Here is a 590-nt window from a genome sequence, read left to right as displayed (position 1 = left end):
TGTCATATTCTGAAATAGCTTGACGTAAAAAGTCAAGTAAAATGAAAAAAAAAGGAATTGCCATGTTAACAAATAGCATGGATGGATTTGTATTAAAACAAATCAATTACAATGATTATGAGGTTAGTTTCCGTCGTTGGTTAGTTCACCAAATCGATGATGGTAAAATGAGTTTAGATGAAGTGCGGGATCGATTCCATCTTAACCCTCAAGAGTATAGGCGTATTATTAGCAAATGGCAAGAACGCTATTCTGATGAATTACACTTATCTTTGTCGCTTATGAATTCAAAAGAAAGAGCAGATAACAAACAGCTAGAGGCACGTATAAAGGAGCTTGAAAAGCAACTAGAGTATGCCAAAATGAAGGATATTGCAATGAATACTTTGATTGATGTTGCAGAAACTGAGTTTAAAATATCCATAAGAAAAAAAGCTGGGTCCAAACAGTAGTACTGTTGGCACACATGTATCCTTCACTAAGTAAGAAGGATGCCTGTGAGCTGTTTGGACGCACTCGCCAGGCGTGGTATGATACCAATAAACGCCAAGCACAAACTCAGCTGTCAGAAGTTCTGCTGCTTACCGAAG

1 protein-coding gene is annotated in these 590 nt (G+C 37.5%); it reads left to right on the top strand.

Going from position 1 to position 590, the window contains the following annotated elements; translation table 11 throughout:
* Positions 1-41: 41 nt before the first annotated feature.
* Complete coding sequence (locus ACT3CD_RS17255; RefSeq protein ID WP_444646915.1) at positions 42-452, top strand: hypothetical protein; 411 nt, start codon at positions 42-44, stop codon at positions 450-452.
* Positions 453-590: the final 138 nt, after the last annotated feature.

This window comes from Geofilum sp. OHC36d9, from assembly GCF_052400685.1.
Taxonomy (GTDB): Bacteria; Bacteroidota; Bacteroidia; order Bacteroidales; family Marinilabiliaceae; genus CAZHHH01.
Note: the sequence above shows the minus strand (reverse complement) of the source record. Positions and strands in the feature narration are given on the sequence as shown.